Raw genomic sequence first — 26,812 nt, forward strand, 5'->3', positions numbered from 1 at the left:
TTATGAGCAAGAAGTTATTTACCGAATATCCCGAACAGGATGAACTCAAATACTACGATCTTCTGGTTGAGCAAGCCAAGCTTCGGATGGATAATCTTTACGGCAATAAGGAGCGGGCGCTGCGAGATACTCACGCCAAAACTCATGCCTGCGTTAAAGGAACTCTGGAAATTTTTGACTTTGATGAGGAAGAGATTAAACGGGAATTGGGTAAACGCGCTTCGTTAAGTTCTTCGCGACTCAATGCTATTTCCCTTAAGCAAGGTTTGCTAGCAAAACCCAAAGAATATCCTGTTTGGTTGCGATTTGCTAACGGGGCTACCAAAGTATACCCTGATTACCAAAAAGATTCGCGCTCAATATCACTGAAAGTGATGGGGGTGGAAGGGGAACGACTCACGCAAAGCCACGAGTCAAAAACCCAGGACATCATTGTTCACAATTCAGAGATATTTGTGAGCCAAACCATCAAAGATTACTACGGCTTTTTTTCTGCTCTTGTTGAATCACCAGATACATTGAAAAAGTGGCTAATTCGACATCCCAGGCACTTTTTAGCGGTCTCAACGCTTACGGGTAGCCGGACTCCGAAGAGTTTGCTAACAGCAAAATATTGGAGCGGTTCACCGTCTGCTTTGGGTCTCAATCCCGATTTCGATCCCTCCCAGCCTGGTATAGTTCCTGTCGAATATCCGGCGGTAATTAAGTATGGGTTTACTCCGGTTTCATGCAAACCACCGCACGACATAATTCCAGAACAATCTCGACCGGGAATCCCTAAAATTCCCTTTGTCGATCGTGCTAAAGCCTTGGGTTTAGATCCCAATAAACCAGACAATTATTATCGGGACGATCTAATTCAAGCCTTGGCGAAACCTGATGCCCAATACTGGTGGGATTTTGGCATTCAGTTCCAAACCAGCCTAAAAATGCCGATCGACGATGGCATCAATGTCTGGAAGGAAAAAGAATCACCCTTCTTGAGAGTAGGTCGTCTCACCGTCAAGCATCAGATTATTGATTATGAAAAACAATCGGATTTCAACGAAAACCTGAGATATTCTCCCTGGAACGGCTTAGCAGTTCATCGTCCAGTAGGCGCCATAAATCGGATACGCGGTGTTGTTTACCCGGTTGTAGCGAATTATCGCCTTCAAAAGCGAGGTCTTGTGCACCAAGAACCAACCGGAGAAGAAACATTTTAAGAAAATAATTTGAGGCTGGGACATCATATCATTTCCGGTTACACCGGAATGATGTTGACTGTTGACGGTTGACTGTTGACGCCGTGAACAGTGAACAGTCAACAGTGAACCGTCAACAGTGAACTCGAATTTACTATTCCGATGCTAACGGATTTGATATCATTTAATGCCATCAGGCAGGTGTCGTCTGAGCAAATGGCAATTCAAGGAAGTTAACAAGCGAAACCTTCAAAAAATCCCATCCCTTTTTAGGGGGTGGGAGTGTTGAAAATTATAAATTTTTAGCCCTCAGTCCTTAGTCCTCATTATTCAGTAGCAATTAATCAATAACTGAGTTCCTACCCAATTATTAATTATTCTGCTAGCAACCAACTGATGACTAATGACCAACGACTGATGACTAATAACTTAAGCTTGCCGTGAGTAGTATTCCACCACTAGCAGTTCGTTAATCTGTAGAGCAATCCACTCGCGTTCGATAACGCCGTTAACTTTGCCAACCAGTTTTTGCTTATCAAATTCCAAGTGATTCGGCAAGTGAGCCAAGCCTGGGTCTTTGAGATTAGCTTCTACCATTGTGCGAGAGCGCTCTCTATTTTTCACAGCAACCACATCACCAGGCTTGCACTGATAGCTGGCGATATTGACTTCACGGTCATTGACAGTTATGTGACCGTGATTTACCAATTGTCTAGCGGACGGAATGGTTGGAGCCATTCCCATCCGAAACACAGTATTGTCCAAGCGCATTTCCAAAAATTGCAGTAACACTTGACCTGTGGAGCCCGTGACACGGCGGGCTTTGCGGACGTAACGGAGCAGTTGGCGTTCCGTCACACCGTAATTGAAACGGAGTTTTTGCTTTTCTTGCAAGCGAACCGCATACTCAGAGAGCTTTTTGCGGTTTTGACCGTGCTGTCCAGGCGGATAATCTCGTCTGGGGGTTTTGCGGGTTAGACCCGGCAACTCTTTCAGGCGACGGACGATTCTCAATCGGGGGCCTCGATATCGAGACATTTATTTTCCTCTCTAATATCTGTATGCAATTTTATGCAGACTCTATATTATATGTTGGTAACGGTCAAAATTCAAATAAAGATCGATAAAAAAACGATCGACCGGAGGGCGATCCATAATGTGCGGTAAATTCTGAAGGAAAAGCCGATCGATCGATCGCCCCAATCAGCCAAAAAAACTCACTACTCGATCTGCCATGCACAACCGCAATTTTTCCCGCACTTCTTCCCCAAAGCCAGCACCGACAGGCTCAAACCCTACCGCGCGCTGGATATTAGCTCTCGGCACGCAGCTAGCTGCACTCGGTTTGTTGGCAACAGCACTGCCAATCTCGCCAGCATCAGCCATCACTATTAGAATCCCTCGCAATAGGAATCCCTATCGCGTCTGCGCCTTGGAACTAATCGAAGCCGGAGTGGGGGCAGAGGCAGCCGCCGCCGCTTGTGCTGACGCCCTCCGCCCCCGCGACATATCTAAATGCGCCCTCCAAATCAACCGCAAAACTAATATTTCTGGTGTCGAAGCGCTCTCTAGCTGTCGGCGGGTGAGGCGTCCCCAAGAATTGGCTACTTGCGTAGTGAATATTAACAGCAAAAGTCGAACTCAACCTGCAGATCCCCTGGTAGTGCTCGATGGATGCCGCCGCAGTTTATTGCCACAACAGTTTTCTGAATGCGTAGTCGGTTTGAGCGGCAGGCTCGAATTTCCCACTGACCGGTTAATCGCCACTTGTCTTGACCCCAGGGACAGCGTGAGCCAGTTGGACGGGCGTCCTGCACCTACCCCTCCTGTGGAGCTAATTTCACCGCCTGCGCCCCTCAATTAATTTGTCAGTTGTTAGTTGTCAGTTGTCAGTTGTTAGTTGTTAGTTGTTATTTGTTAGTTGTTATTTGTTATTCCACAGCTATTAGCTACTGCCAATCGCCAACTGCCAACTGCCAACTGCCAACTGCCAACTGCCAACTGCCAACTGACTTCTTCCTTCTAATCAAATGTCAGAAATTTTTGCTCAAATTACAGTCGAAGAATTAGGCCGCCAATTAGCAGAAACCAATGCTGAGAAATTGCAGCTTGTAGACGTGCGGGAACCTTACGAAATTGAACTCGCCGCGCTGCCGGGATTTGTAGCTTTTCCGCTGAGCGAGTTTGCCGAATGGTCTGGTGAAATTGACGCTAGACTCGATCGCGACACCGAAACCCTAGTTCTGTGCCATCACGGAGTGCGATCGGCTCAAATGTGCCAGTGGTTAGCCACTCAAGGATTTACCAACGTTAAAAATATCGTTGGCGGCATCGATGCTTACTCAATGGTGGTCGATCGAACCGTCCCCCGATATTAACATCAAATTCAGTTGTTAACTATGGTTTTCTTCAGAGTCCGCACGGGCGGACTTTGTATGTGTAGAAACGAATAATATTCCCACGGAATTCGCTAATTAACAGCAGCAAATCGAAAATTTAAAAGCATACTCATAGTGAGCCGATCGCGCCCCTGCCTTTTCGAGTCATAAAGAGCCTCATCAGCCGCCATTAGCAGCGTTGTCGCATCATTTTCCTCGCTCGGAACAACGCTGGCAATTCCCAAACTAATCGTTAACACAGAATTAGGTAGACCGTCAACACTCTCCGGGTTAAAAACAATATTCAAAGCTTTCACTTTCGCTCTAATTTGTTCGGCAACAACCAGAGCCGCCGATCCATCAGTTTCAGGTAAAATCACAGCAAATTCCTCGCCCCCGTAGCGAGCAGCTACATCAGCAGGACGCTGGAGCGATCGGCGAATTGTCTGAGCTACCGATCGCAAACACTCATCTCCTGCTTGATGTCCGTAGGTATCATTATATATTTTGAAATAATCGAGGTCGCACAAAATTAAAGATATCGGAGACGCCTCGCGAGCCATATGTTTCCATTCCGTTCGCAAGCAACTATCAAAACACCGTCTGTTGCCAATTTGAGTAAGTTCGTCCACATTCACCAAAGCTTGCAGCCTTTGATTTTCTTGCTGCAACTCCTCAAAACGAACCACCGACAACTTGTCCTCGCACAAATTTTGCCCTTGAAAATACAGGCGATATAACTCGCAAGACAAACTACAGTTATTTCCCTCTAATTTGACCAGTCCCATGCTGTCTAACTGATAAGCCATCAAAGGTTCGAGGTGAATGCTCTTTTTAGCATCGACAACTTGTTGGAATGCGGAGGCGAGTTCTGGCTGCTGTTGAATGGCGATCGACTGATTTTGCAAGTAGTCGCTATAAATTCCGCTGTGAGTATGAGCTGCTGTTAACAATTCTGCCAACTCGGCTCGCCCCACTTCCTCCCCAAGCTCCTCCCGATCGACGGAAAGGCGATTTTGTTGCAAAATTGCCAGGTGATACAGCGCTAAATGCACTAAATAAGGATGCCCGCCTACCATGTTCATTAATTGCTCGATCGGAGCGCTATTGCTCCAGTTCAGTCCGTGTCTGCACGCCAAATCTTGAACTTGTTCAGCAGTAAATTCTGAAAGTTTAATCGGCATTCCTACATTAAATGGAGATTGATTAAGATTCAAAGCAATATAAATTTCTGTCGAATGAATGACAACTATGCGGAGTTTTTTCCAAGTTATGCTAGCGCGACCTTGTTCGTACCAAAAACGGATCACCGACAGAAAATCTTGAGCAATATTGGTGCGTTCAAATACTCGATTTATTTCGTTGATCACTAAGACAATGGGACTGTCAATTAGTTCGAGCAAATAGTTCTCAAAGTAAATAGTGCAGCTTACCTTGCTGCCCATATCTTCATCCCAGAATTCATCAATATTTGGTTCGAGTTTGAGTTGCCGAGCAACATTGACACAAAGCCAGCGTAAAAATTTATCTAAATTAGCAAAAACTGCTGCGTCGGCTTGCTGAAAGTCTACAGTTACTGTGCCGTATCCACGATCGACTGCCGCGCGAATTATCCGCAGCATCAGCGAACTTTTGCCCATTTTTTTGGGAGCTTTAATGCGAACAAGGCCTCCGGGTTTGCTAATTTCTGCACAGGCCAGGGCTTCGGCCCCTGAGCGCTCAATATAAAATCGAGAGTCAAGCGGTATGGGGCCGCCGGGAAATTCTAGGTCGGCAACTGTTTGGATCAAGTTTGGTGATTTTGGGAGTCCTGCCATAGTCGTTCCGCAAGGCGATACCCTGACTGTATCTTACTGTGCGTCAACCTTTGTCAGGTTAGGAGCTAGACGAGCGGTGTCCAAGATCGATCGACAATCCTACAAAATCTAAGTTTTTAGGGACTTCCCGGAACTCACTTTGCTATAGTAGTGTCACTTTACCCAATCTCAAACCCTGCTTCAACACGGCTCTACAGACCGACAAAAATTCGACGGTAGCCCAGACGCGATCATTCTTCGCCTTTACCTGAAAAATAACTCGTTGGTCGTCGATGTCGCGCAGGAAGAGTCCCTATCTAAGGAGAAATAATCATTGTCACGCCGCTACCTGTTTACCTCTGAATCGGTCACTGAAGGCCATCCCGATAAAATCTGCGATCAAATTTCAGATACGATTTTAGATGCCTTACTGACTGCAGACCCCAAAAGCCGCGTCGCAGCCGAAGTAGTCGTCAACACCGGCTTAATGCTGCTGACGGGCGAAATTACCACTAAAGCTCAGGTAAATTACATAGAATTAGCCCGGAAAAAAATAGCCGATATTGGCTACATCCACGCTGACAACGGGTTTTCGGCCAATAGTTGTTCAGTGTTGGTAGCTCTTGATTCTCAGTCTCCCGATATTGCTCAAGGGGTGAACACAGCCCACGAAAGCCGCGAACAATCGAGTGAAGAGGAATTAGACGCCATTGGAGCAGGCGACCAAGGCTTGATGTTCGGCTTTGCTTGCAACGAAACGCCGGAATTGATGCCTCTGCCGATTAGTTTAGCCCACCGGATTTGCCGTCAACTGGCCGCAGTCCGCAAAACCGGTCAGTTATCTTACCTGCGTCCCGACGGTAAAAGCCAAGTTACGGTGATTTACGAGGACGGCAAACCTGTTGGCATAGATACGATTTTAATTTCTACCCAGCATACCGAAACGATCGGCGACATCACAGAAACGGCCGCAGTTCAAGCCAAGATCAAAGAAGACCTTTGGGCTGCTATCGTCCAACCTGTGTTTGCCGATATTAGCGTGAAGCCGGATGCAGAAACTCGCTTCCTTGTCAACCCCACGGGCAAATTTGTGGTCGGCGGGCCTCAAGGAGATTCGGGTTTGACGGGCCGCAAAATTATTGTGGATACCTACGGCGGCTATTCCCGCCACGGCGGCGGCGCTTTTTCTGGGAAAGACCCCACCAAAGTAGACCGCAGCGCGGCTTATGCTTGTCGCTACGTTGCTAAAAATATCGTGGCTGCTGGTTTGGCCCAAAAGTGCGAAGTGCAGTTGAGTTATGCGATCGGCGTTGCGCGGCCTGTTAGCATGATGATCGAAACTTTTGGCACTGGGAAAGTTGATGACGATCGCCTTTTGGAAGTTGTGAAGCAGCATTTTGAACTGCGTCCTGCGGGCATCATTCAGGCATTTAACTTGCAGAATTTGCCTGCTGAAAGAGGCGGCCGTTTCTATCAAGATGTGGCGGCTTACGGTCACTTCGGACGCACTGATTTAGACTTGCCTTGGGAGCAAACTGATAAGGCCGAACTCTTGAAAGCAGCTTTGAGCCAGCAGTTGTCTGCTGTTGCTGGATAGTACAATTTTGGGGCGTGTACTGCGCCCCTTATCCATAAATAATATCGGGTGCTACCAATCAATTTAGGGTGCGTACTACGCACCTTATCCCTAAATAATATCGGGTGTTCTTCGGCGCATCTTATCCATAAATAATATCCGGTGCTACAAATTAATAACGTAGCGGGCGCAGTGCCCACATTACAAAAAAAAGAATCCATAAATGCGACTTTTCACACCTTTCCAATCAGCAATTCGCAGTTTTGCCTCTTCCCTCCAACAGCGGTTGGTGGCTGGATTTTCTGCACCAAATCCAGCAACGCTGCCAAGTTCGTTTGCGACTAACAATCCTGGTGGAATTCGCGGCGTTTGGATACCCACCACTGACTGCAAAGTTCTCACATCAAAAGAGCGAATTGCTGAAGCCATGGACTTTCTCGCCGATACGGGATTTAATACCGTTTTTCCTATAATTTGGAACCAAGGTTTTACGGCTTATCCTTCTCAAATTATGCGAGAAAAATTTGGGGTGGAAATTGACTTGCGCTATCAAGGTCGCGACCCCTTAGCAGAAATATGTGTTGAGGCAAAGAGAGTTGGTTTAAAAGTGATTCCTTGTTTTGAATACGGATTTGTGAGTTCTTACAATTGCAAGGGCGGTCATTTGCTGGCGAAAAAACCTGAGTGGATTGCCCGTGATGCTAGCGGCAATTTACTTAAAAAAAATAACTTTGACTGGATGAATTCTCTTGACCCGGAAGTGCAAGACTTTGTGCTGGGGTTGATGCTGGAAGTTGCTAAGAATTATCCGGTAGACGGCGTTCAAGGAGACGATCGCATTGCGTTTCCAGTAGAAGGCGGTTACGACGAAAAAACGGTTAAACGCTATCGAGAAGAGTGCGGTAAAGCAGCGCCGTCGGATTGTAAAGAGCAACATTGGCTGCAATGGCGTGCTGATATTATTACTGAGTTTGTGGCTCGTTTACACCGAGAAGTGAAAGCGATTAATCCTGATTTGTTGCTATCGATGTCGCCGAGTCCTTATGACTGGGGACTGGTGGAATATTTGCAAGATTCTAAAGCTTGGGTTGACAAAAATTTGGTGGATCTGCTTCACCCGCAGTTTTATCGTCGCGATTTTAATGCTTACAAACAATTGGTCGATAAAATGATGGGGGGACAGCTTAGCGGGCAGCAAGTAAAGTGCGTGTCGCCCGGTATTTTGTTGACGAATCGAGGCAGCAAATATAGCATAACTCCCGAACTGTTGTTGCAAGTAATTGCTTACAACCGCTCTTGCGGCATTCAAGGAGAAGTGATGTTTTTTTACGAAGGTTTGCGAGATAACGATAACGCTTTGGCTAAGGTTTTGAAAAAAGGGCCCTATGCTCGTTGAGAGATTGTCCCGCAATCAAGCTGTTTCCGATTGGCTGGCGTCAACTGCGCCGATCGCTATTTAAAACCAAGTTGGTATAAACTTAGGATGTTGCACCATTCTCAGTAAGCTTTTATGAACAGGCAAGATGCCTGTTCCACAAGAAAATTCACTCTTTGTGTAACAGGCATCTTGCCTGTTGCTGACAATGGTTCAAGATGTGAGTATAAAATGATATAGCAGAGCTATGCCCGTTAAAAGCGCAGCGATGCCAAGCAGCAAGCGCTACTTCTTGTCACGCCCATCCCCCAAACAAACCCGATAATTAATAATTGGGGAGTTGCAAAAACAGTGGAATAAGACATATTTTAGAAGTGGTGCAAGCTTTTTTTTTGAAGTAGCATTTTGTAGACGCCATATTTTTTTATACAGACAGTTTAAAAGAGCAATCTCAACCGCTCGCCAAAATATTAGGATAAATCAGTGACCTCAGCAGCAAGCCTCATCCAACAGCTACCCGAACTCAGCGATGCTCAATTCCATCAAAAATATTTGAAACAAAAACAAGGGATGCACACCTTGGCGACTATATTGCCGCAAGTAGAACAGCAAAGTCTGGCTTTGCGGGCAGTAAAATTAGCTCTAAAAGTAAATTTAAAACTCGGCTCGAAGCTAGCAGGAACGGTAAAGCCAGAATTTCAAATAGCCACCATAAAATTAATCGAAAAAATCCCCACTTCGCCGCTGCTCAAAATTCAACTGCTGGCCCTAACAAGTTCGGATATGGCAATTCCGATGCTGGTGGCCGCATTGAACCACAAAGAAAGTGCAGTGCGCCTGGATGGGATTCGAGCGATCGGGAAAATCGGCTCCGAAGCAGCAGTAATTGAATTAGCCCGATCGCTCGAATCCAAAGATTCCCAAATCCAAGCTTGGGCCGCTTGGGCTTTAGGAGAAATTGACTCGAAACCAGCCGCCGTAGCACTGCTCAAAGCCATCAAACACCCAGACTCCGGGGTGCGCGCCTGGGCTGTTTGGGCCTTGGGCAAAATTAACCCGAAAATAGCCGTCCCCGCGCTGCTGAAAGCCCTCAAACACCAAGACTCCGAGGTGCGCTGGCGGGCGGCGGTCAACTGCGGGAAAATCGGCGTCTCTGAGGTAGTTTCCGGGCTGCTGAATGCCCTCAGAGACGAAAATCACATCGTCCGCGCTAGGGCTGCAGCGGCTTTGGGGAAAATCGGCGATTGTGAGGCAGTACCTGGCTTAATAGAATTGCTTCACGATGATCCCGACTCCTATGCAGTTTCTTTGAGGGCCGCCGAGGCCTTGGGACAAATCGGCACGGAAACGGCTGTGGCCGGGCTGGTGCAAGCCCTTAACCATGACGACTCAGACGTGCGCGGCAGTGCAGTTTCTGCCTTGGGAGAAATCAGCAGCGAGGCGGCTATGGTGGCCGTAATCGGGTCGCTCTCGGATCGAGATATTTTCGTGCGTGGCAGGGCGGCGGTTGCCCTCGGAAACATCAATACAGAGGGAGATGCTAAATTGCAAAAAATGGTGGTCGCGGGACTGGCGATCGCAATTGGCGACAGCGAATCTTATGTACGGTGGAGAGTTGCTGCTGCTTTGGGGGAAATTGGGACAGAGGAAGCTGTGGCCGGTTTGGTGCGGTTGCTGGGGGACGAAAATTCTGGAGTGCGCCAAAAGGCTGTTAAATCCCTCGGTCAAATTGGCTCAACGGCTGCTCTTGTTGCTCTGGAAACAGCTTTAAATCGCGAATTTGCTGACGTTCGGGCGCTGGCTGTCCAATACTTGGCCGATGTCAGCACTGAGGCAGAAACAGTTGATTTTGATCCCTCTGTTTCCCCAGATTTGTCGGGTGAAAAACTGCCGAAAATCCTGATTGCTTCGCAAGCAGAAGCCAGCGAATACATTGTTGAGCGCGCTGCTGGGCGCGAGATTAAATACCTGATCTCGATCGGCACTCCGGGTGTGCCCGAACCCAAAACTTTTGATCAAATCCCGAACCGAATGTGCATGGAGTTTAACGACCTCGACACCCCCGTTGACGACCCCGATCAAATCTTGCCTACCCTTGAGGATGTACTGAAAATTATTGACTTTGCCCTTAAAATGTCGTCGCAGGGAGGCAGTTTGCTGATCTGCTGCCAAAGTGGGATCAGCCGTTCAACTGCCACAGCTTTGACTGTTTGTGCTGCGCTGTTGGGTCGTGGCAAAGAACGGGAAGCTTGGGCGTTGGTGCTCGCCGCCAGACCCCAAGCCAAGCCGAATCGCTGGATGGTACACTTGGCTGATGAAGCTTTGGGTAGAGACGGTAAGCTAGCACTGGCGATCGAATTGACTACCGTAAATGCAGAACTCGCAATCGCTAACAGTTGAGCGAAAGCATCCAGGATACAAGCCCCCGGATTCATTCCTTCGCAGACTCAGGACCCAGAAATAAAAAACCTGTATCCGAGAAACAAGCCCCCGAATTTATCCGTGGGGTCAATGCTTCAATTCTTTAATCTAAAATCTAAAATCTAAAATCGATTGACTCGCAGAAACCGGGTTTCTTTTCGCAAGCCCTACAGTTATACTCAACTAACGGCACTTCACCTCAGACTTGTCTTTGCGGGGCAACGATGCCAAAAGTCGATCGCCAGGGTGCAAAAGTTCGATCGGCTGCTGCATTTGTGACATTCTGTGCTAAGAAGTTGTCGGATGCTCAACAAAAACCGTCAAGCAATCGTCGCATTGCTGGCAGCCAAAGCCCAAAGCGAAGGAATCGGGTGCATTGTCAACAGACAATATCAACTTTGGGCTACTCACAGGCAAAACAGGTCAGAGAGAATTTTCTGCCTGTAACATTCCACGCAGGGATAATTCACTGCGGGGATAAATTTTTATTTTTTTGCCTGCTGCAGACTTTTACGAGTCGAAAAAGTAATTTGGCAACAGTCCTCAACAGCCTAATTATCTCTTAGACATCAACCGAATTTAAGTTTCTCCTCTGACTCGACCAGAGTTTCAGATGCTTTTTCGCAGATGTCTACGGTCAAATAGACAAGCTTTTCCGTTTGGAGAAATTAAGAGCGTGGTAGATTTTAACAGAAGACAGGGGTTGCATATGTCAAAAATTAACTTGCTAAAAAAAACAGGACACGAAGCAAGTTTCTCGGTTGCCGTTTGGGAAGACCAGGGGGAATTGAATCCAGACTTAGAACCATTTAACCCGCCGAATAAAAACGTGAAAACGCGAAATGTTAACCAAAATAATACCAATTTAGGTAAACAGATGCCAGTTTTTATTTCCGGAGAAGTGGCTTCTGTAGAAACCGTGGAAACAAAAAAAAATCCCCATAATTTTCTAGAAAAAGTATCCTTGAAAGTCCGCAAAAGTTTGCCCTCTAAAATTGGCGGTTTGCCTATCCATCAAAAAATTGGCTACGGGTATTTGCTGGCAATAGGAATCGGCTTTTTAGGTTCGCTGAGCGGACTGGTGATTGCCGATTACTACCAAGGACAAGGATTAAAGCAATTCAATGATGCTCACCTACAAGCGCAATTGCTCGGCAATTTTAAAGAGGCAGCGCTGGCGGCCCAATTGCAGGGTTCACAGCTAGATTCTTTTGTAGATAATTCTGTCAAGCTAAAACAGCAAGAAGAGCAGTTGGTTAAGAGTATTGTTAAGGCAAAAAATCTGCGTTTTCGTATAGAAAACTTTGCCGGCAGCCAACCCGCTTGGCTGGCGGCTAAACCGGAAGTTCTCAAGTTTTTAGTGCAAGATTGCACGAAAAATTTAGAAGCCTACGCCGATACTCTCAAGTCAACTTTGCAGGAAATCCAGCCATCGCAACTATCGCCTCGGGAGATAGAGTCGGCCAGAAAATTGCTCGCAATCGAAAGCGGAGAAGGTGTAAAACAGCTCAACAGCAGCCTTGAGGAATTGAGCAAAATCCTTGAGATTGCTCAGCAGCAAGAGGGCCAAGGCGGTGAAGTGATGGAAGAGGCCCAAGGAATGGAGAAAGCCATAATTATTATTAGTATGCTGCTGTCGGTAGTGGTGGCTGGAATGGTGGCTTACCGGACGAGTCAGGCGATCGCCCAACCTGTTATCAGCGTCACTCAGGTGGCCCAACAAGTAGCCGCTGAGTCTAATTTTGACTTGCGAGCACCCGTCACCGGACAAGGCGAAATCGGCTCTCTGGCTGCCTCTCTCAATCACCTAATCGAGCGGGTTTCGGGACATACAAAAGAATTACAACAAGCTAAGGAAGTCGCCGTCGCCGCTAACACTGCTAAAAGCCAGTTTTTAGCAACTATGAGCCACGAATTGCGGACGCCTCTAAATGCGATTATCGGCTACAGTCAACTACTTTCAGAAGATGCCCAGGATGCGGGATTTGATGAGTTTGTACCGGATTTGCAGAAGATTGAAAAAGCAGGCGCGCATCTGCTATCTTTGATTAACGATATCCTTGATTTGTCAAAATTTGAAGCGGGGGGTATGAAACTCGAAATCCAGGAGTTTGACATCGAATCCCTGGTTGATAATGTTGCGAGTGCCGCGAAACCGTTGGTAGAGAAAAATGGTAATGTTTTGGAGATTGAGTGCGATCGAACTGTGGGCATAATGCACGCAGATTTCAAAAAAGTGCGCCAGGTTTTGATACATCTGCTTAGTAATGCTGCGAAGTTCACCAAAAACGGTAGGGTGAAAGTAAGTGTGAAGCGCATTGCAGGAAGTGAAAAATTGAATGCAGCAGGGCGTGAGGCGATTGACGATTCAATGCCTGCCGATGAAACTCATTCTGCGGCGATTGCTTGTCCCCTGCTGAATGTTCAAGACTCGGATTGGATTTGTGTATCTGTTAAGGATACCGGAATTGGAATGTCGGAAGAACAACAACACAAATTGTTTGAAGCTTTTGTGCAAGCTGACTCTTCAGCGGCGCGACAGTACGACGGCGCCGGATTGGGGCTGACACTTAGCCGCTACTACTGTCAGATGATGGGCGGGGAAATTTTGGTAGAAAGCGAAGAGGGGAAAGGGTCTATTTTCACTGTGCGGATACCGGCGGGAAACGGGTGATGTGATTTTGGGGCGAGAGATGTAGGGGGTAGGCAGAGGGGCGAAAATTCATGTTTCAAACCTCTGGCTTTATGTCGAAATGCTTTAGTCTTGTCAGTGGGGGCGATCGCACAGAAAGATCAGGTTTCGCGATCGGGTTTGCGAGAAAGTTCGGGGCGATTGGTTTTTAGAAGTCGGCAGATTTTTGAGGCGGTGATGAGGCTTAAGGTAATTGTATCGGTTGGAACAGTAAAGTGTTCCTGGGACGATTTAGCAACCTAACGATCCCAATTACCTGCCGTTAGTAAAGTTGAACTTCTAACAGATAGCCTCTCAGCGGTCGGGTGCATAGGGGTTGTTATGCCGCCGCTTTATTGCAACTTGCTCTAGGTCTTAGACCATTTAATCAGCAAATCATTCAGGACACTTCCATCTTTGATATGATCCAGGAAGAACCTGCGTTCCTCAACTGGAAGGGACTTAGTTGCAATAATAAATGCACGCTTACTCCACGTGTCTAATCCTTGATAACTCTCCTTTAACTCTCTTAACCAATCCCCCATATTCAAAGCATAGGCACTCAACAGAATTTCCCTCCTTAAAGTTGGTGGCGATGATTGATACGTAGATATTAAGCTACTGCTATTATTCAACAGTCGCTTTCTAGCAAATAAACTTAATAATGTCATTTGAAAATATTCATTAGATTTTATTAGATCGCTATTTAGAAGATTGAATATTTTAGTACCTAAATTTTTCCAATCCCCGGTATAGTTATTATTAACTGAAACCAAGTAGTGGCAAATATCGCTAATAGCGGGAGTTAACTCATCTGCGTGATTTATGCAAAAATCAACTGCTGATGGAACTCCTACTTGTGACAAACGGCGAAGAAGCCATCGTAAGCGCGTAAAGTTGGGTTCTCTTTCTTTGAGGTAATCAGATAAAATAGTTTCTATACGGTTTTTATCAAATACTTTTACTTCATCTAAAGAGAGTGCATTTAAGCTAATAGGTGAATAGGGATTTTGGCTTGAACGAGCGCGGAGGACTGTTAGTATTTCTTCTTCAAAATCATTGATGGGTCTATCTTGAAGCATATTTTGACAATGAGCTTCAAATTCTTCGCTTTCATAAATTTTGGTCTTTTGTTTTTGTACTATCAATCTTTGCTGTTTATCAAGAATCTCAGCCATTTGGTAAACAATTACTCTTCCTTGGGTGTAATCGTCGCAAAAAATGACAATATCATCCACATATCTACAGTAATCTATGCCCTTCATTGAAAGGCTATTATCAACAGAAATAAGTGACATTTCACCCAATATATGGGTTGAATGTGGACCGACAGGTATGCCTCTTGACACTTTGACAGTTATACTCTCCAGTAGGTTCATAATCCATTTTTTAATCTGATTAGGAAAACAGGACTGTATTAATTGATTTTCAATATTGTGGTGATAAATTTGATTGTAAAAATCTGCTATATCAAGATAGACAGCATACTTGTAATTTGAGGATTTTTTCTTGCAGTTCTTCCAAAACTCAAGCCAAGAAACATTGGGATTGTAAAGGCTCCAGTCTCCCTGTGGCTGAAAACGATACCCAAAAATTTTGTCCTCCGAAATAGGGATTCGACGGTTTTCTATCAGATTTCCATATTCATAGATGACCGCAGTTAAAATAATGTTATCAAGGGGATCGAGCTGAGTAGCGGTTCTATAAGATAACTCATCTTTAGGAACAATAAATCTTCTTGATGCTCCATACTCATAATTTCCCAGATCAATCTCCTTTATTTTATTGACAGCCTCATTCTCGATTTCATACAGGCAATCAAGCTCTACTGGTTTTGGAAAAAGGTCAGTGTCTCCATATTTAATTAGATGATTAAGAGACCATCGTATAGATTTTTCATCAAGTTTCACTTTGCGTTAGTCTCCATCTATTTATTGTGTCGCCATCGCAATCACTATTACTTTTGTATAATAACAGAATATTACCTCTCCTCAAACGGCTTGATGTACTCTATCTTGATTTCTGAGTCGGCAGAGTCAGACTTCGTTTTGCTGTAGTTCCTCTTCTGGCAGGGGTTCAAAGAAAGAGTCTCCGAGTTGTCCGGTGAGTAAAGAATGCTGCTCGCTACTTCATGATGAGAGCTTATGAGGATGGTCGAGAAGCTGAAATGACCAATAGGTCGGTTTAGAAGCTTCTAGAACGCGATCGTCCTGCAATCGATTACAATCAAAGATTAGAAAGCAACAAAAAAACATCGCCCTGAGCGTAATTGCAGCTAAAGGGACGATCGCCAAATACCACCAAATGATATCTGTGGGTATCTGGGAAAATCGGCGCGTAGAATGACTAAAAGATGTAGAGACGAAAACCAAAATCTACGCTGAAGTCGGCATCCCTGAATACTGGGTAGTTAACCTCAAAAAGAGACAGTTGTTCGTATTTCGAGACCCTCAAGATGGGGATTACGCCTCTAAATTCACGCTAACAGGCGGAACAGTTAACCCGATCGCATTTCCAGATGTATTTGTATCCGTAAATGCGATCGTCAGCAATTAGGAGTAGGAAGTGTTCACAAAATTCAACCTAATTACCTTTCTGGCTCTGCTTCGGAATCAATTTCCCAGGAAACACGACTTTTCGTAGTTCTTCTGCTCCTAAAATGATCGGTGGACACACCAGCAATAGCAGCCATTGCCAGGGTGCTAAAGGTGCTGTCGAAAAGACGCGGCTCAACAATTCGTTATTGATCACGATCACCACTAAAATCCATTCAATGACAATTCCGAGCCAGATTTGTGGATTAGAAAAGAATCCCAGCCGCAGAATTGATCCACGTTCCGATCGGCAAGCAAAGACATTGCCCGTTTGACAAGCCACAACCGATGCCAGAGTCATAGTGATGGCTTGAGTATAGATGGCGATCGTAGCGGCATCTGCTGAACGAGACAGAATGCTTGGGGTTGCGGCTTGTAATTCTGCCAAGTCATAACCGTAACTCCACCACACCACAAAAAATGCTGCCATCGCTAGGGCAGCTTCCAGCAATCCCAAGAAGCCATAGGCGCGCAACAGCAGAGACCGATCGAGAAGCGGTTGCGATTTTTTCCGGGGGGGCTGCTGCATGGTTCCGGCTTCTGCCCGTTCTGCGCCCAATGCCAATGCAGGCACTATGTCAGTTCCTAAATCAATGGCAAGAATCTGCATGATCACCAGTGCAGGAGGAATTTTCAACGCCACCATGAACAGAAATGGTACTAGTTCCGGCAGGTTTGATGCCAGGATGTAGGTCATAAATTTGCGGATGTTTTGATGCACGGCTCGCCCCTCCTCGATCGCGACCACGATCGTCGCAAAGTTGTCATCGGTAAGGACAATATCGGCGGCTTCTCGTGCCACATCGGTGCCATTCATCCCCATCGCGATGCCAATATGGGCAGCCCTTAATGCTGGTGCATCATTGACTCCATCCCCTGTCACCGCAACTACATCCCCGATCGTTTTATAGGCTTCCACCAGCCGCAGCTTATGATCTGGAGACATCCGAGCAAACACTAGCCCCGATCGATATTTCAGAATTTGTTGCAATTGAGCATCCGACAGATGCCCCATGCCTTCACCCGTTACCACCCGTACAGAATCGGTAACTAATCCAATTTTGCGGGCGATCGCCTCAGCAGTCAGTCCATAGTCACCCGTCACCATCGTCACCTTAATTCCTGCCTGATGGCACTGAGCAAGAGCATCTCTTACCTCTGGACGGGGCGGGTCAAACATCGCCACCAGACCAATAAAAATCAAGTTTTGCTCTAAGTCTTGCGATCGCAAATCCAACATTTCACTCCCCCCACGGCGAGCCGCCACCCCCAAAACCCGAAAGCCCTGCTGGGCTAACTCATCGTTGGCCGCCACTATTTCATTCGAGTCGGATTGAGTGAGTTCGGAGAGAGTTCCATTCCGCAAGATAGATGTGCAGTGTCGCAACACTTCCAGCGGTGCGCCCTTGGTAAAAGCCAGGTTCGGCAAATCGCTATTCCATAGCGCGGACGATCGCCAGTCCAACACCACCGTCATCATCCGGCGACGAGAATCAAAAGGCACCTCCCGCAAGCGGGGAAGCTGTTTTTGCAAAGTTTCCAGATTCAATCCGGCTTTGGCAGCAGCCACCAGCAGAGCCGCTTCCGTTGGATCGCCAATTTCTTGCCAACGGCTAGGCGCTGTCAGGTGAATCAGCCGTGCATTCGAGCAAAGTGCCGCCCCCGTAAGCAGCAAATTGACTTTCCAGGATTCTTCAAAATTCGCGGGAATCTGAACCTCACCAGCCGTAGGATCGTATCCGGCCCCAGTCACTTCAATCAGAGTCGGCGTCATCGATGGATGGGATTTCTGCTTGCCGTTAAGAGGTGGTAAGACAGCCGACTCTTGGCTGGCAGGATTTGGGCTGTTCTCCGAAGATTCCCAGGGAAGCCAGAGATAATGCACCGTCATTTCGTTTTTAGTCAACGTTCCGGTTTTGTCGGTGCAGATCACCGTTGTAGCGCTCAGGGTTTCCACAGCCGAAAGACGACGCACCAAAGCATTACGGCGCACCATTCGCCTCACTCCGATCGCCAATGACAAAGTAACCGTCGGCAGCAAACCCTCTGGCACTAGCGCCACAATGATCCCGATCCCAAAAATAAAGCTCTCTTTGAGCTCCATCCCCACCAGCAGGTATGTCAGCAGAAATACTAGAACTCCCATACCAAGGGCGATCGCAGTGATGATCCGCACAATATCAGCAACCTGCACTTCCAACGTGCTTGGTTCCCGTTTCACAACGGCGGTGAGATGGGCTACGTGACCAAACTCGGTTTGCGCTCCCGTGGCATACACAACAGCAACGCCCCTTCCTGACGAAACCGTCGAGCCTGCGAGCACCAAATTTGGGATTTCCGCCAGATTGACCTTTTCTTGTAAGGGATGTTCGCCCGCTGGTATCGTTTTGCCAGCGCGGATTGATGCAGCTTCGCGCACCCGCACCGGATGAGCGTTACGGGCAACAGGAAGCGATTCGCCCGTCATTACAGAAATATCCAAATACAGGCTTTGATCTGTGACTAACCGAGCATCCGCAGAGATGCGATCGCCCTCTTCCAACTGCATCACATCTCCACGCACCAGTTCCTTTGCCGGAATCTGCTTTAGTTCCCCATTCCGATACACTTTCACCTGCATCGGCAACACATTCTTTAAGGCCGCTAATGCTTGCTCTGCTTGAAACTCTTGCCAAAAACTGAATACAGCATTAATCCCGATCACCGCCCAGATTGCCCAACCTAATTGAGGAGTTCCCGAAATGAATGCCAAAATCCCTGCCACCCATAGCAGCAGGGCCATAAAGTGCCTTAACTGATCGGTAAATCTTAGCCACAGAGGTCGATGTGCGGGTTCTGGCAACTCATTCGTGCCAAATTTTACGAGTCGATCGAAAGCTTCGTCATCAGATAACCCGTTCTCGCTGATTTCAAAGGATTGATATACATCTTCTGGTGATAGGGCCCAAATTGGTTGATGCGATACTGCCATACATCCCCACCCTAGAAATAGTTAATGCAATCATTTTTGGCATATTTCCCGACGGATTTGCGTAAACTTAATTTTTCTTACAATATCCATCTTATTGAGCCGGCAGGGGGATATTTTATTTTTCCCATATTTTTCTTTAATAAAGTTCGTTTTATGCAGTTTTTTAAATTTCCGATTTTTAATTATTTCACTAGGTGCAGGCTGATGATATAATTAGTTGAAAATGTACAAAATTATTAAAATAAAAAACGTTTATTTAAGAATGTGGAGTGAGCCACGATAGACTGTATTAATAAACATCATAACAGCCCCTCCAAAAAACAGGTTTATCTTATACAAGTGCTTAAATCATACTCATCTTGAATATTTTTGACTCGGAAACTAGCATTAAACTTTTTTTTAAACTGACTTTGTAGCTGTTGTATACTTGTTGTTTGTTTAGGCACACGAGTAGACACAACAAAACATAGCTTCTTGATTTTTTGGGGATTGTCCGAAAGTAATCGGATAGTCGATTCTATTTGTGCAACTGCATGGACAATATCGCTTCCCTTCAACTCTACATATATTTCTACTTCATCCGAAGGCATAAGTGCGTAGTCACAACGCAAAGTCTCGTTGTCAGTGATAACGCATCCATCCACCTTAATTGTTAATATTTTGTCTTGATTCGGGTTTATGAAAGTTATTTTACTTTTGTTCTCCTGCAATACAATTTTTGTGTCATATCTATATTCCTCACACTCTGGAAGACTTTTCATATACGATTCAAACTAAGTTCAGAAGTTGATCGAATTCAATAGCTAGGTCATCAGAAACAGAATCAATCACTTTTGCATCTATCAACCCTGTCTCAGAACACACAATACTACTGCATTTTCCATCCATTAAAACATAGGCTGAAAGATCGGAAACATCTACTGATTTATATCTCGACACAATTTTTTCTAATTGACGCTGCACATCTCCGCTGGATTCCTGATAAAGGAGACCAGCCTGGAGTAAATTATTAAATGCTGTTAGGACATAGGGACTATGGGTAGTTATGAAGAATTGAATTTGCTCCTTGCGACAATTAAATACAGTAGCAATCAGTTCGACAACATTACGCTGTGCGCTGGGAAATAAATGTGCTTCTGGCTCCTCAATATACACTGTCTGCCCAATACCCGATGAAGTTAGAAAAGGTAGTGCAGCTAGCATGATTGTCAGAGGCAATGTTTCCTGTTGACCTGAAGATGAGTTTGCAATACTAATCCGTCTTCCATCTGCCACCTCCAGAAAGTCTTTCCCTTTTTCGTGTACGTGCTTCCCACATAGAGAATTTTCTATTAGCCTGTCTATTTCCTCTTGTATATCTTTGGCATTTGTTTCTGCAAGCCTACTTCTAGATACTATAGCGGAACGTTTTATATTTTCATATGTTGAACCAAACTCTCTTAGAAATGGATCTAGCGCGTTATTACTCGACAGAAAAGAAAAGATGTTATTCTGAAGATTAGCAAAAAAAGAGCGGCCGGCAGGAATAAACAACTGACTAAACGCTGCTTCTCGGCTGATAGATTTTACTAAAGATTCTACAAAGAAATCTCTCAAAACCTGGTTGATTACATATAGCCGATCGAAACTCTCATACTTAGGATTTTCTTCAGAATATTGAGCTATTATTTTTTTTAATAAATTGCGTAGTTCTGTGAATTCCTTCTTGAATAATTCTGAATAACTGAGCACAATCTTGCCTTTTGACTCCTTTTTTTTACTAACTTTTATAAAAATGTTTGCAATCTCATACCTGATAAGAAAATCTTGTTTTCCCCAAGAATCGGGAGGAAAATATTCCTCAAATTTCTTAGAATAGTTGGAATCTAGATTGCGTTTGGTCTGCTCGTTCTCTACAACCGATAAAATTTCCCATACGAAGTTCTTAAAATAGAAAAGAAGTTTGGCGCAAACACTTTTACCACTGGCTTGGGGGCCAATCAGTATATTTATGCGCTTGATATCAATCTCCAAATCTGTGATACCAGCAAAGTTTTTAACTGTTAATTTTTCAGCCATAACTGGAATTCAAGCAAGCTAAGGGATTTTACTATATTTTAACATTCAAATTAGACCTTCAGTGTTAACAATTATACTCCTGAGTCAAATAAACGGAATTAGCCACCCTAGCGTTATCCTACGGTACCAAGATACCAGCGATTTCCTTGTTGAGTGCCACATAGCCTTCTGAGTTAATATGCAGGAAATCTCTCTCGACTGTATTTCGGGTCAACTATCCCCTGGGAATTCGCCAATACGGGGCTGCTATCAAAAACAGTTACTCGATCGCCTCCTCAATTGCTCTAAACTCTCCCCCACAAAGCCAATCCGCCGCCCCTTCCCCTAGCCGCAATTATCCCATCTTCTACCAGAAAATATGCAAAAAATGCCTGCTTCCCCACACTCAAACTAAAAAATTCCGCCTCCCGCGCTTCTCCACCGCGAATAAATCCTTGATACACAGTTTTACCCAACAATTTCACCGTAATTCTGGTAAAATCAAAAGCTAAAATATTTTTATTAACCAAAAACTTAGTCGGCCCCGAAAGAGTTAGTCTGATCGCCCCAACTTGCACCGAATTCTCCACCCTGCCGATTTCGCTATCCGCATCCCCACCAGCAACAGGTTCAGCCGAATAAGCAATTTGAATTCTCGCCACCCACTCAGGGATATAACGTCCCGCACCCAAGACAATCCCCGCTTTTTGTCGAGTCTTTTTCGTCCCGGTGATAAAGCAAAGTTGCCAGTTGCCGATTAATTGCTCGAAAGAATAGCGAATTTTATTTTTTTTCGCGTTTTTTTCAGATTCTAGGAGGGCGGCGACTACGGCGGCGGGAGATGGTTTAGTATTCGATTTAGCGGCTTGTTCTAGAACAGATAGGTTTTCCATTTAACTAACAATAACAGGAATTTACTAGGCTTGATGCACAAAAAAATAGCAACAGGCAAGATGCCTGTTCCACCAGAAGAGAAATTGCTGGTGGGGCAGGCAAGATGCCTGCCTCTGATGCGCCACAGGCAAGATGCCTGTTCGACCAGAAGAAGAGAAATTGATTGGGGGGCAGGCATCTTGGCTGCCTCTGATATGCCTTTTCAAATTCGCTTTCAAAACTTTGATACAATCCGTCAAATACGACCTAAATCTGTCAGCATAGGAATAGATAATTCGATCGCAAAGAGGCCACCGTGCAACCCGTAGACTTTACAACTTTAACCGCCACTTGCAGCGAACTGCGAGCCCAATGGCTGCCAGCGCGCTTAGAACAAGTCTACCAGCGCGATCGATTTACCGTGTCCCTGGCCCTCCGCACCATGAAAGGGCGCGGCTGGATAGACCTTTCCTGGCACCCTGTGGCCGCCCGCATCTGCGTCGGCGACCCCCCGCCCCGCATTCCCGACACCTTCACCTTCAGCGAACAACTGCGGCACCAACTCAGCGGTTTAGCCTTAGTTTCCATCGCCCCTGTTGCATCCTGGGAAAGAGTCATCGACTTGCAATTCGCCAAACGCCCCGGAGAACCAGCCCTCTGGCATCTCTACGCCGAAATCATGGGTAAGTACAGCAACGTCATCCTCACCGCCCAAGACAACCTCGTTGTCACCTGCGCCCACCAAGTCAGCGCCAAACAGTCCACCGTTCGCCCCATCCAAACCGGGCAACCCTACGAAATGCCCCCGTCTTTGACCGATGCAGTGCCGAGTCTGAGCGAATCTCAAAACCGCTGGCAATCACGAATTAGCCTGGTTCCGGGGCAATTAAAGGGCAATCTGTTGAAGAATTACCGAGGGATGAGTAAGGCTTTAATTGGGTCAATGATTCGATCGGCTTCTTTAGACCCCGAACAATCCACCGACAGCCTGAATCCCGACGAATGGCAGCAACTATTCCAGCGCTGGCTATACTGGCTGCAATGCCTGGAAAACTCCAAATTTCACCCGAGTTTTACCCCCGAAGGCTACACCGTCATCGATTGGCCCGCCCCAGAAAATCACAATGTAGGGGCAGTGCCCCCGTGCCCGCCCTCTGATTCTTCTTCCGTTCAAGAAATACTTAACAGCTACTACACAGGGGAAATCAATCAACAAGTATTCGCCCAACTGCGGCATCAGCTTACCCAAAAACTCAACAACGTCCTGGCCAAACTGCGCCTCAAAGCCAACACATTTAAAGAACGCTTGCAGCAATCGGCAGACGCAGACACCCACAAATCCCAAGCCGATTTGCTGATGGCAAATTTGCAGCATTGGGAACCAGGAATGAAATCAATTTCTCTCCCTGACTTTGAAACCGAGAAACCAGTTATCATTCCCCTCAACCCGGAAAAAAACGCCGTTCAAAACGCTCAAGCCCTCTACAAAAAACACCAAAAACTTAAAAGAGCTCGCATTGCTGTAGAACCTTTGTTAGCCGCCGTACAGGAAGAAATAGACTATTTAGAACAAGTTGAAGTCGCACTTTCGGTATTGGAAACCTACCGCAACACCCAAGATTTGCAAACCCTCGCCGAAATCCGCGAAGAACTGATCCAACAAAAATATCTAGACGTACCAGATTACCGCAGTACCGACAAAAATGCTGCGATCGAATTTCACCGCTACCAAACCCCCAGCGGCTTTGAATTATTAATCGGGCGCAACAACCGCCAAAATGACCAACTCACTTTTCGCACCGCCAACGACTACGACTTGTGGTTCCACACCCTAGAGATTCCCGGAAGTCACGCTTTGCTGCGTCTCACACCCGGTACTGTGGCTGAAGAAACCGATTTGCAATTTGCGGCCGACATGACTGCTTACTACAGTCGCGCCCGCCACAGCGAACAAGTCCCGGTGGTTTATACAGAACCGAAATATGTATACAAGCCCAAAGGCGCGAAACCGGGTATGGTTGTATACAAGCAGGAGCGGATTGTCTGGGGTAGACCGCAGCAAGCTCCGGCATAGTTTATATAAAGTGAGTAAAATGGTCGATCGGCAATCGAAACCTGGTTTTTACGCCAAATAAACTGTTTGGAACCGATAAACCCGGGTTTTTGAACCCCGGCTTGATTATACAAAGTTACCTGGAGTGCGATCGTCCATCACAATTAAAATTCCTCTGTAATGTAAAGTTTTATTACAGAAAATTAAATTTTGTTGTTATAATACCCCTTAAGAGAGATGATTTTCTTTTAGAACCCGCTGCAAAGAAACGTGCAACTTGGGTTTCCTCACTGTGAGAAAAACACTGTGGGAACACAACGGATTTAACTATTTGTGCAGACCAGCTTTAGCTAAAGCTGGTCGTTTCTGTTTAAACCTTAAACCCGCTCCTAGAAAGTAAACGTCGTTCTGACAACCCCAATCACCAAATCAGAATTATTCTTATTGTGGTCAGGAGCAGTCAGCCAAATCAGACCAGGAGTGACAGAAATATTGTCGCTCAACTTAAACTGATAGAAACCTTCAACGTGCAGCGAAGTATCCTTATCTTCCGGCAAAGTCCGATTAGTAGAACTCGTCACCCGCGGCTCCATACCTACTAGAATCCCTGCCACATTTCCTTCTTTCAACAAATCGGGAAAAGCCAAAGTAACGGCCCAGTTCCAGATTTTTTGATCCCCCCGCTGCACAGAACCCGTAGGAGTAGCCAAGTTGGATAAAATGCGCTGATTAGTGTAACCCGCCCAACCGCCAATTGCAAATCTCCGGTTCAACTGCCACGAAGCTTGCGCGCCGTAGGAATTGCTAGAAACTGGCACATTGCTATCGCTGTCGAGCCCGAAGGAACCGAGACGCACCGGGAAATTAGAAGCATTGCTGCCGGTACCGGTAACAAAGTTGTAGGAATTAACGTAAGTTAAACCTAAAGCCATGTTATCGTTCGGTTTGAAAGTCAACTGAGCCAAACCGCCGTAAGAACCGTTGAACAAACCGTTACCCCGCGTCGGGTTCGCGGCGTTGCCGGCCATATATCCCAAACTCAGTTCGAGTTTTTCCCCAAACTGATGCCGCAGAGCAATGCCAGAACCACCAATCAAATAGTAAATCGGGTTGCGAGTACCGAAGTTAGAAAGAGCACCGCTGCCGCCGTCTCCGTCAAAGTAAGGGTTGACTGTGTTGGTAAAATCGTCAGCCGCGCCGGCATTAGCTTCGAGAATTACAGTAGTGCTTTTGCCGATAGGGAATTGGTAAAGCAGCGCATCTAAACTTACAGTATTGCTAGCCTCGGCAAAAGGCCCAGCATTAAACCGCAATTCCCCTTCTGCGGTTTTGGTATTATTAGTAGAAAACGAACCCAGATTCAAAACTTGCAGTCGAGTTCTGAGCAAATCTTCGCCAGAGAAACTCGTGTCGAAATTGATCCGAACCCTGCTACCAAAAGCCGTGGATTTATCAGCTTCGCGGCCCTCGGCATCCTCTCCCCCGGCGATACCCGTCAAACCAAATATCACTTCGCCGTTGAGTTTAGTTGTAGTCGAAAACTGATTTGCTTCTAATTCAGAGGCGCGCGCTTCCAAAACATCGACGCGACCGCGCAAAGTTGCCAATTCCGCCGCAAATTCTTCTTGCAACCTTTGCACAGAAGCCAAATCTTCTCGCGTCGCCAGATTTCTGGAACCGCCTTGAATCAGCTCGCTAACTTTATCCAAACACGCATTTAAACCTGCTGCAAACTCGTAGCGAGTCATCGCCCGGTTGCCGCGAAAAGTGCCGTCAGGATAGCCAGCTATGCAGCCGTAGCGCTCTACTAGAGATTGCAAAGCTTGGAATGCCCAATCGGTTGGTCGAACGTCGGAAAGTTGAGAAACTGAGGTTACTTGGCCGGCGGCATCTTCGCTGCTACTGTCTTCGGCGCTGTATTGGTTGATTTGTTCTAAAACATTTGACTGTGCTTGAGGTTGGGCACTTGGAGAAGTGAATTGGGAAATCTGATCGGGTTGTGCGACGGCTTTTTCTGCGTTTAAATTAGCCGGTGCAACTGCGGGTTGCGTTTCGCTTAAGTTTGCGGGTGCTACTGCAGGGATTTGCTCTGCGACAGGTTGTTCGGGACTTAAATTTGCGGGCGCTACTGCGGATTTGGTTTCGCCTAAATCTGCTGCTGCAACTTCCGGTGCTTTTGCTTGTTCGGCAACTGGGGCGATCAAATCGTTAGTGAAGCCCTCGTAGAGGTTCGCACTTTCTTTCTCAATAGTTTCAACAGTTGACTTGCTAGCTAGTGACGCTGGTTCGGCTGTCTCAGGCTTTGCCGTCTCAGACTTGGCCGCCTCGGTTGCAGCACCTGCTAATTGCAATTGATCAGCTTGAGCTGTGGTGGCAATTTCTACAGGTTGCTCTGCTGCTAGCGCCGTCGAAGATACGACTAAACTTGCTGCCAATACAGCGGGACTAACTAAAAGTCCCTTCCACAAAATTCTGGACATTTTTTCCTCACACCACATTACGGTCGATCGCCAGTTCCGAAGATTTAGCCGATCGCAAATCACCTTTAGTATTCCGCCTAATAGTATTTCTTATCAACAATCGGGCAAATCACTGCCGAAGAGTGCAGTTTTGCTGTGGCTGATTTGACAAAAACCCCGTTTATTCCCAAAATCCTTGTTTTGACTCACCGAAGAGCACCATTCTCAAGAACAGGCAAGATGCCTGTTCCACAAAGAGTGAATTTTCTTGTGGAACAGGCAAGATGCCTGTTCCTAAACAAATAATTGAGAATTGTGCAACATCTTAGTTTAAAGATACCTACATAGAATCCCCACACACTGATGTTATTATTTTGATGGCTGGGAATAAGCGCTGCATACTGCGCGCGGGCTACCAGCCGCC

General features: G+C 46.2%; 16 protein-coding genes and 1 pseudogene. 9 read left to right on the forward strand and 8 right to left on the reverse strand.

Annotated elements, in window-relative coordinates; genetic code table 11:
• Positions 1–2 precede the first annotated feature (2 nt).
• Positions 3–1,205 (forward strand): catalase, encoded by a 1,203-nt coding sequence (locus tag QUA43_RS02245; protein WP_333370652.1) that lies wholly within the window; start codon positions 3–5, stop codon positions 1,203–1,205.
• Positions 1,206–1,613: 408 nt separating this feature from the next.
• Here the strand turns inward: QUA43_RS02245 and rpsD are convergent, their stop codons facing one another.
• The gene (gene rpsD / locus QUA43_RS02250) at positions 1,614–2,222 is read right to left on the reverse strand and encodes a 30S ribosomal protein S4 (RefSeq protein ID WP_172190738.1); all 609 of its coding nucleotides are present in this window, start codon (positions 2,220–2,222) and stop codon (positions 1,614–1,616) included.
• A 196-nt stretch (positions 2,223–2,418) separates the two neighbouring features.
• Here rpsD and QUA43_RS02255 point away from each other — a divergent pair, with 196 nt between their 5' ends.
• A complete protein-coding gene (locus QUA43_RS02255; protein WP_333370654.1) occupies positions 2,419–3,048 on the forward strand; it encodes a hypothetical protein in 630 nt (209 codons plus the stop codon).
• A 166-nt stretch (positions 3,049–3,214) separates the two neighbouring features.
• Positions 3,215–3,562 carry a rhodanese-like domain-containing protein gene (locus tag QUA43_RS02260; protein ID WP_333370656.1) on the forward strand — a complete coding sequence of 116 codons (348 nt, stop codon included), beginning with the start codon at positions 3,215–3,217 and terminating at the stop codon, positions 3,560–3,562.
• A 92-nt stretch (positions 3,563–3,654) separates the two neighbouring features.
• On the opposite strand, the gene QUA43_RS02265 is transcribed toward QUA43_RS02260, so the two are convergent.
• Positions 3,655–5,379 (reverse strand): AAA-like domain-containing protein, encoded by a 1,725-nt coding sequence (locus QUA43_RS02265; protein ID WP_333370658.1) that lies wholly within the window; start codon positions 5,377–5,379, stop codon positions 3,655–3,657.
• 313 nt (positions 5,380–5,692) lie between these two features.
• On the opposite strand from QUA43_RS02265, the gene metK reads away from it, so the two are divergent.
• From metK to QUA43_RS02285, 4 genes are all read left to right on the forward strand, one after another.
• Complete coding sequence (gene metK / locus QUA43_RS02270; protein WP_333370660.1) at positions 5,693–6,955, forward strand: methionine adenosyltransferase; 1,263 nt, start codon at positions 5,693–5,695, stop codon at positions 6,953–6,955.
• 202 nt (positions 6,956–7,157) lie between these two features.
• Positions 7,158–8,330: a family 10 glycosylhydrolase gene (locus QUA43_RS02275; protein WP_333370662.1), complete on the forward strand. Its 1,173-nt coding sequence runs from the start codon at positions 7,158–7,160 to the stop codon at positions 8,328–8,330.
• 462 nt (positions 8,331–8,792) lie between these two features.
• A complete protein-coding gene (locus QUA43_RS02280) occupies positions 8,793–10,709 on the forward strand; it encodes a HEAT repeat domain-containing protein (protein ID WP_333370664.1) in 1,917 nt (638 codons plus the stop codon).
• Positions 10,710–11,439: 730 nt separating this feature from the next.
• Positions 11,440–13,404 carry an ATP-binding protein gene (locus QUA43_RS02285; protein WP_333370666.1) on the forward strand — a complete coding sequence of 655 codons (1,965 nt, stop codon included), beginning with the start codon at positions 11,440–11,442 and terminating at the stop codon, positions 13,402–13,404.
• Between the two features lie 365 nt (positions 13,405–13,769).
• Here the strand turns inward: QUA43_RS02285 and QUA43_RS02290 are convergent, their stop codons facing one another.
• A complete protein-coding gene (locus tag QUA43_RS02290; RefSeq protein ID WP_333370669.1) occupies positions 13,770–15,311 on the reverse strand; it encodes a reverse transcriptase domain-containing protein in 1,542 nt (513 codons plus the stop codon).
• Positions 15,312–15,765: 454 nt separating this feature from the next.
• Between QUA43_RS02290 and QUA43_RS02295 the strand changes: the two are divergent.
• Positions 15,766–15,957 (forward strand): annotated as a pseudogene (locus QUA43_RS02295) (Uma2 family endonuclease); the annotation flags it as partial.
• Positions 15,958–15,984: 27 nt separating this feature from the next.
• Here the strand turns inward: QUA43_RS02295 and QUA43_RS02300 are convergent.
• The 4 genes from QUA43_RS02300 to QUA43_RS02315 form a co-directional block, all read right to left on the reverse strand.
• Positions 15,985–18,966, reverse strand: coding sequence for a cation-transporting P-type ATPase (locus tag QUA43_RS02300; RefSeq protein WP_333370671.1), 2,982 nt, complete (start codon positions 18,964–18,966; stop codon positions 15,985–15,987).
• Between the two features lie 326 nt (positions 18,967–19,292).
• Positions 19,293–19,727, reverse strand: coding sequence for a hypothetical protein (locus tag QUA43_RS02305; RefSeq protein ID WP_333370672.1), 435 nt, complete (start codon positions 19,725–19,727; stop codon positions 19,293–19,295).
• Positions 19,728–19,734: 7 nt separating this feature from the next.
• Positions 19,735–21,024, reverse strand: coding sequence for an AAA family ATPase (locus QUA43_RS02310; protein WP_333370674.1), 1,290 nt, complete (start codon positions 21,022–21,024; stop codon positions 19,735–19,737).
• Between the two features lie 284 nt (positions 21,025–21,308).
• The gene (locus QUA43_RS02315) at positions 21,309–21,896 is read right to left on the reverse strand and encodes a hypothetical protein (RefSeq protein ID WP_333370676.1); all 588 of its coding nucleotides are present in this window, start codon (positions 21,894–21,896) and stop codon (positions 21,309–21,311) included.
• Positions 21,897–22,192: 296 nt separating this feature from the next.
• On the opposite strand from QUA43_RS02315, the gene QUA43_RS02320 reads away from it, so the two are divergent.
• Complete coding sequence (locus QUA43_RS02320) at positions 22,193–23,950, forward strand: NFACT RNA binding domain-containing protein (protein ID WP_333370678.1); 1,758 nt, start codon at positions 22,193–22,195, stop codon at positions 23,948–23,950.
• A gap of 368 nt (positions 23,951–24,318) precedes the next feature.
• On the opposite strand, the gene QUA43_RS02325 is transcribed toward QUA43_RS02320, so the two are convergent.
• Positions 24,319–26,409: an iron uptake porin gene (locus QUA43_RS02325; protein ID WP_333370680.1), complete on the reverse strand. Its 2,091-nt coding sequence runs from the start codon at positions 26,407–26,409 to the stop codon at positions 24,319–24,321.
• Between the last annotated feature and the right edge of the window lie 403 nt (positions 26,410–26,812).

This window comes from Microcoleus sp. N9_B4, from assembly GCF_036701635.1.
GTDB lineage: Bacteria > Cyanobacteriota > Cyanobacteriia > Cyanobacteriales > Microcoleaceae > Microcoleus.

Excerpts from the sequence above, each read along its gene's own strand:
- QUA43_RS02245 (WP_333370652.1), top strand. The coding sequence starts at position 3 with ATGAGCAAGAAGTTATTTACCGAATATCCCGAACAGGATGAACTCAAA.
- rpsD (WP_172190738.1), bottom strand. The coding sequence starts at position 2,222 with ATGTCTCGATATCGAGGCCCCCGATTGAGAATCGTCCGTCGCCTGAAA.
- QUA43_RS02255 (WP_333370654.1), top strand. The coding sequence starts at position 2,419 with ATGCACAACCGCAATTTTTCCCGCACTTCTTCCCCAAAGCCAGCACCG.
- QUA43_RS02260 (WP_333370656.1), top strand. The coding sequence starts at position 3,215 with ATGTCAGAAATTTTTGCTCAAATTACAGTCGAAGAATTAGGCCGCCAA.
- QUA43_RS02265 (WP_333370658.1), bottom strand. The coding sequence starts at position 5,379 with ATGGCAGGACTCCCAAAATCACCAAACTTGATCCAAACAGTTGCCGAC.
- QUA43_RS02275 (WP_333370662.1), top strand. The coding sequence starts at position 7,158 with ATGCGACTTTTCACACCTTTCCAATCAGCAATTCGCAGTTTTGCCTCT.
- QUA43_RS02285 (WP_333370666.1), top strand. The coding sequence starts at position 11,440 with ATGTCAAAAATTAACTTGCTAAAAAAAACAGGACACGAAGCAAGTTTC.
- QUA43_RS02300 (WP_333370671.1), bottom strand. The coding sequence starts at position 18,966 with ATGGCAGTATCGCATCAACCAATTTGGGCCCTATCACCAGAAGATGTA.
- QUA43_RS02305 (WP_333370672.1), bottom strand. The coding sequence starts at position 19,727 with ATGAAAAGTCTTCCAGAGTGTGAGGAATATAGATATGACACAAAAATT.
- QUA43_RS02310 (WP_333370674.1), bottom strand. The coding sequence starts at position 21,024 with ATGGCTGAAAAATTAACAGTTAAAAACTTTGCTGGTATCACAGATTTG.
- QUA43_RS02315 (WP_333370676.1), bottom strand. The coding sequence starts at position 21,896 with ATGGAAAACCTATCTGTTCTAGAACAAGCCGCTAAATCGAATACTAAA.
- QUA43_RS02325 (WP_333370680.1), bottom strand. The coding sequence starts at position 26,409 with ATGTCCAGAATTTTGTGGAAGGGACTTTTAGTTAGTCCCGCTGTATTG.